Consider the following 4758-nt stretch of genomic DNA (forward strand, 5'->3'; position numbering starts at 1 on the left):
TCGACGAGAACGACACCGTCCTGCACACCGAACTCGTCGCCGAAATCGCCGACGAGCCCAACTACGAGGCCGCACTCGCCGCCCTCAACTAACCACCCCCGCGAACTCCCACGTTCGCAACGGCCCGCCCCACCCCACCCCGCCCCGAAGACGGGACCGCGAGGGACGGGGCGGGCCACCTCGACGCGCCGACCGCCGTGACCGTCCGCTGCCGGAACGACCGCGCCGTCAGCGTGCGGCTCTGCGCCCCTTCCCGGCCCGACGAGGACCGCGTGCTGTACACCGTCGAAGCCTCCGCCCCGGGACTGGCCGCTCGTGTCGACGCGGTGGTCTCCTGGAACCAGGGGACGGGCCTGGCACCCTTCCTGGAGGCGCTGGCGACCGACTTCCGCGGCTGGGACGGGCAGCGGGTCTGGCAGACGGACAACCGCGACCTCACCGTCAGCGCGGTCTTCCGCTCCGGTGGTCACGTCGGGCTGACCTGGACTCTTCACCCGTGGAGAAGCGCGGCCGGTGGTTGGGAGGCATCCGTCACGACCTGGCTCGACGCCGGCGAGCAGCTGTCCGCCCTCGCGGTCGATGTCCGATGCCTCCTCACGGCGTGGCCGGGGCGCGCATGCCGAGCCACTGCTCGGCGCCCCAGGCCTCGAACCGCTCCACCTCGGTGAACCCCAGCCTCGCCGCCAGACGCATCGAGGCGGTGTTGGCGCTCTGGGTGGTGAGCACCACCGGCTCGCCGGGAAACGCGCCGGCGAGCCAGTCCAGTGCCGCCGCACACGCCTCCCCGGCGTACCCCGATCCCCACGCCCGCGGCAGGAACAGGTAGCCGAGGTCGATCCTGCCCTCGGCAGCCGGACGGGAGTGGCCCGTTGCCCTCCTGAGCAGGACCTGGCCGATCATCACCCCGTCGAGGTCGACGACGAAACTCCCGGGCCACCGCTCGGGCACCTCGGGCGTCTCGCGCTCCAGCTCGTCACGCGACCGGGGCCCACCGAGGTAGGCGTGTACCTGCGGGCAGGCAAGCAACTCGACGAACACCGCACGGTCACGGCCCTCGGGGGCGCGAAGCACGAGGCGCTCGGTCCTGATCGGCTCAGGCGGCCAGACCACGGATCCCAGATCTTCCATCCAGGCACGCTAACAGACGCTCGTACCACCCGGACGGCACACGCCCGGCTCCCCCAAGTCCCGCCCCCGGGACGGCAGCCACGGATTCCGGTCCGCCGCCCGGCAGGCGCCCGGTGCTCGGGCATCCGCCGGTGCCGCTTCCGCCCGCCGCGGGTGGGGCGCCCCGGTGGCCGGCGGTGGCACGGGCGGCATGGCCCACGCGGACGTCGCGGCCGTCTCCATGGCTGTGCACTGCGGCGCGGTGGTCACCGTGCTCGCGCTCCCGCCGTGTCGGGCGCCGACCGCTTGAGGCGCCGACGGGCGGCGGGAGCCCGCCGGCGCCTGCCGCGCTGCCGGGCTGCCGGGCTGCCAGGCTGCCAGGCTCAATTCGCCCAGAATGTACAGCGGTTGACCGCCATTCGCTCAGCCGGCCAGCGCTCCCCCTGGGGCGAGGGCGAGTTCGGCGAAGCGCTCCGCGATGAGGCGGTGGGCCTCCGGGGAGGGGTGGAGACCGTCCGGGAGCGGGTGGACGTCGTGGTCGGGCTCGCCGTAGAGGGCCAGGCCGTCCAGGTGGTGCAGGTGGTGGTCGCCGTCGGCGCGGCGGGCGGCGACGATGCGGGCCAGTTCGGCGCGGATGACGGTGAGGGTGAGCCGGCCGGCGGCGACCTCGGCGGGGTCGCCGGTGGCGCGGTAGCGCAGGGTGCCGTTGCTGAAGTCGGGGGCGAGCGGGCCCGGCACGGTTTCGTGGAGCGGGCAGAACACCGGGGAGACGACCAGCAGCGGTGTGGTCGGGTGGCCGTCCCGTACGGTGTCCAGGAAGCCGTGGACGGCCGGGGTGAAGGCGCGCAACCGCATCAGGTCGGCGTTCACCAGGTTGACGCCGAGCTTGAGGCTGATCAGGTCCGCGGGGGTGTCGCGGATGGTGCGGGCGGTGAAGGGGTCGAGCATGGCGCCGCCGCCGAAGCCGAGGTTGGTCAGGTCCAGGCCGGCGCCGCCGGCCACCAGGGCGGGCCAGGTGCCGGTGGGGTGGGCGGCGTTGGAACCGTGGCTGATCGAACTGCCGTGGTGCAGCCAGCGCTTGCGGGCGCCGGTCGGGATCGGCTCGATCGGGGCGTCGGTGTCGAGGGCGATCAGTTCGGTGGTCTCGGTGTGCGGGAGCCAGATCTCGACGGTCTTGTCCCGGTCCGGCAGGCCGGTGAACCGGGCACTGCCGGACGGCCCTTCGGTCACTTCGAAGCGGCCGGCGGCGAGGTCGACGGTGCACAGGTTGCCGCCGGGGACGGCGGTCTGCGCGGTGAGCCGGCCGTCCACCAGGAGGTCGTAGACGCCGTCCGGCACGTTCGGGACGCCCGGGTACGCGCGCTTGGTGGGGACGGTGTGCAGCGTGACGGTGGTGGCGCGGGTGCGGAAGACGAGCCGGACGCCGGAGGGCTGGGACTCGGCCATCGCGAGGTGCTCGTCGGGGATCCGTCGGCGGGCTTCGGCGGGCAGACGGTGCGGCAGCAGGCCGCGGGCGGTGCGTTCGAGGTCGAGATGGCCGTGGAGGAGGTCCTCGGTGACGGGGGTGGTGATCGTCGTCATGGTGCTGCCTTCGGTTCGTCGGGGCGGGCGGCGCGCGGTCGGAAAGCCCGTTCAGCCTGTCACGATCACCGTCCCCGCCGGACCCGAGGAGCCCGCAGGCTGTGGCGGGGAGCCCGTGGCGGCCAGTCGGCGGTGCTCCTGCGGACTGATGCCGCGCACCCGCTTGAAGGCCGCCGAGAGGGCGAAGGCGCTGCTGTAGCCGACCTTGCGGGCGGCGAAGGCGACCGTGCAGTCGGGCTCGCGCAGCAGGTCGGCGGCGACCGCCAGGCGCCAGCCCGCCAGGTACGCCATCGGCGGATCTCCTACCAGGGCGGTGAAGCGGCGGGCCAGGCCGGCCCGGGAGACCCCGACCCGCCGGGCCAGCTCGGCGACCGTCCAGGCGGTGGCCGGGTCGTCGTGCATCATCCTCAGCACCGGGCCGACCACCTGGTCGTGCTGGGCGCGGTACCAGGCGGGGGCACCGGAGTCGGGGGCGGCCAGCCAGGAGCGCAGCACGGAGACCACCAGGAGGTCCAGGACGCGGTCCAGGACGAGTTCCCGGCCGGGCTCGTTGCGCTCCGTCTCGGCGGCCAGCAGGTGCACCAGGGTGTCGTCGGCGCCGGAGCCGGCGGGGCGGACCAGCAGGGCGGGCAGGCAGCCGAGCAGCCGCCGGCCGATCTCGTGCCCGGCCTGGTAGGCGCAGGACAGCACCACCGAGGAGGTCCGGCCGCCCTCGTCGCCCCGGCCCCGGGTCCGGACGCCGGGCGCCATCACCTCGGAGCCGTCCACGCCGCCTTCGGTGCAGGCCCGGCCCGGGCCGACGATGACGTCCACCGGGGTGTCCGGGTCGTCCGCCACGGTGTACCGCTCCGGTCCGCGCACGATCGCCACGTCGCCGGGGCGCAGCAGCAGCGGAGTGCCGCGCTCGGGCAGGATCCAGGCGTCGCCGCGGACCGTCGTCACCACCGAGAGCGGAGCCCGGTCCTCGATCCGCAGCGACCAGGGCGGGGTGAGGACGGAGCGCAACAGGGACGCTCCCCGGGCCTTGGGGCCGCCGAGGAGTCCCGTCAGAGCATCCATTCCGTCAAGTGTAGACGGGGAGACATGATTTGACGCTCCGTCATTCGAGAGACTCTTGAGCACTGCTCGACGATCGGGCCCGGCCGCGCCGACCGGTCGGCGGCCCGGTGACCGGTCGACGGCCCGGTGACCGGACTCAGCCGCAGAGGGTGGCGAAGCCGTATCCGCGCGCCTTGAGCGTGGAGATGATCGTCGGCAGCGCCGCCACCGTCTGGGAGCGGTCGCCGCCCCCGTCGTGCAGCAGGATCACCGAACCGGGACGGACGTTGTTCAGCACCCGCGACCTGATCGCGGCCGTGCCGGGGCGGGACCAGTCCGCCGGGTCCACCGACCAGAGCACGACCTGTTTGCCGAGCGTGGCGGCCTTCGAGCGCACCGTGCTGTTGACCGCGCCGTACGGCGGGCGCAGGCAGCTCGGGGTGCGGCCGGTCTGCGCGCGGATGGCCTTGTCGGTGTCGGCCAGCTGCGCGTTGAGCGCGGCGGCGGAGAGCCTGCGCAGGTCGGCGTGGGACCAGGAGTGGTTCTGCACGCTGTGGCCCTGCTTGGCGACCTGCGCGGTCACCGAGGGGTGGGCGGCGACGTTCTGCCCGATCTCGAAGAAGGTCGCGCGCACCCCGTACTGGGAGAGCGTGGCCAGCACCTTGGGCGTGTAGGCGGGGCTGGGACCGTCGTCGAAGGTCAGGTAGACCACCTTGCCGCCCTTGGCGCCGGCCGCCTCCGCCTCGGCCGCCGGCAGGGCGACCGCCGTTCCCGCCGCCAGGGCGACGACCAGCGCGCCGATCGCGGTCCGGAGCCTGCCGACTGTCCTGCGCCTGACGGGTCGTACGGCCATGCCTGCCCCCTGCGGTCGGAACACCCGTGCGCAGCCAGTCTGCGCCCGGCGACCCGTCCGCCGCGACCCTCCGCCGGTCGCGAGCGAACGGAATCGGCCAGTCGGGCACGGGGGGCCGAGTGCCGAGCGCCGGGTGCCGCGGCCCGTGCGCCCGGTCCGCGGTACCGCGGACCGGGCGC

General features: G+C 74.4%; 5 protein-coding genes. 1 reads left to right on the forward strand and 4 read right to left on the reverse strand.

The annotated features are described in order from the left end of the window. Nucleotides 1-233 precede the first annotated feature (233 nt). On the forward strand, nucleotides 234-668 hold the full coding sequence (locus ABZ449_RS41685) for a DUF6228 family protein (protein WP_360357288.1): 435 nt from the start codon (nucleotides 234-236) through the stop codon (nucleotides 666-668). Here ABZ449_RS41685 and ABZ449_RS41690 read toward each other — a convergent pair. The 4 genes from ABZ449_RS41690 to ABZ449_RS41705 all read right to left on the reverse strand — a co-directional run bounded on the left by ABZ449_RS41690 (nucleotide 595) and on the right by ABZ449_RS41705 (nucleotide 4579). Next, complete coding sequence (locus tag ABZ449_RS41690) at nucleotides 595-1128, reverse strand: GNAT family N-acetyltransferase (RefSeq protein ID WP_360357277.1); 534 nt, start codon at nucleotides 1126-1128, stop codon at nucleotides 595-597. The genes ABZ449_RS41685 and ABZ449_RS41690 overlap by 74 nt on opposite strands. A 402-nt stretch (nucleotides 1129-1530) precedes the next feature. Next, entirely contained in the window at nucleotides 1531-2688 is a 1158-nt protein-coding gene (locus ABZ449_RS41695; RefSeq protein ID WP_360357279.1) for an SGNH/GDSL hydrolase family protein, read from the reverse strand. A gap of 51 nt (nucleotides 2689-2739) precedes the next feature. Next, complete coding sequence (locus tag ABZ449_RS41700; RefSeq protein ID WP_360357282.1) at nucleotides 2740-3747, reverse strand: AraC family transcriptional regulator; 1008 nt, start codon at nucleotides 3745-3747, stop codon at nucleotides 2740-2742. A gap of 136 nt (nucleotides 3748-3883) precedes the next feature. Next, nucleotides 3884-4579: a polysaccharide deacetylase family protein gene (locus ABZ449_RS41705; protein WP_360357285.1), complete on the reverse strand. Its 696-nt coding sequence runs from the start codon at nucleotides 4577-4579 to the stop codon at nucleotides 3884-3886. Nucleotides 4580-4758 lie beyond the last annotated feature (179 nt).

The organism is Kitasatospora sp. NPDC005856, from assembly GCF_040629945.1.
Classification (GTDB): domain Bacteria; phylum Actinomycetota; class Actinomycetes; order Streptomycetales; family Streptomycetaceae; genus Kitasatospora.

What these genes read in the sequence shown, in the direction of transcription:
- ABZ449_RS41700 (WP_360357282.1), bottom strand. Translation starts at nt 3,747, where the DNA reads ATGGATGCTCTGACGGGACTCCTCGGCGGCCCCAAGGCCCGGGGAGCG.
- ABZ449_RS41695 (WP_360357279.1), bottom strand. Translation starts at nt 2,688, where the DNA reads ATGACGACGATCACCACCCCCGTCACCGAGGACCTCCTCCACGGCCAT.
- ABZ449_RS41705 (WP_360357285.1), bottom strand. Translation starts at nt 4,579, where the DNA reads ATGGCCGTACGACCCGTCAGGCGCAGGACAGTCGGCAGGCTCCGGACC.
- ABZ449_RS41690 (WP_360357277.1), bottom strand. Translation starts at nt 1,128, where the DNA reads ATGGAAGATCTGGGATCCGTGGTCTGGCCGCCTGAGCCGATCAGGACC.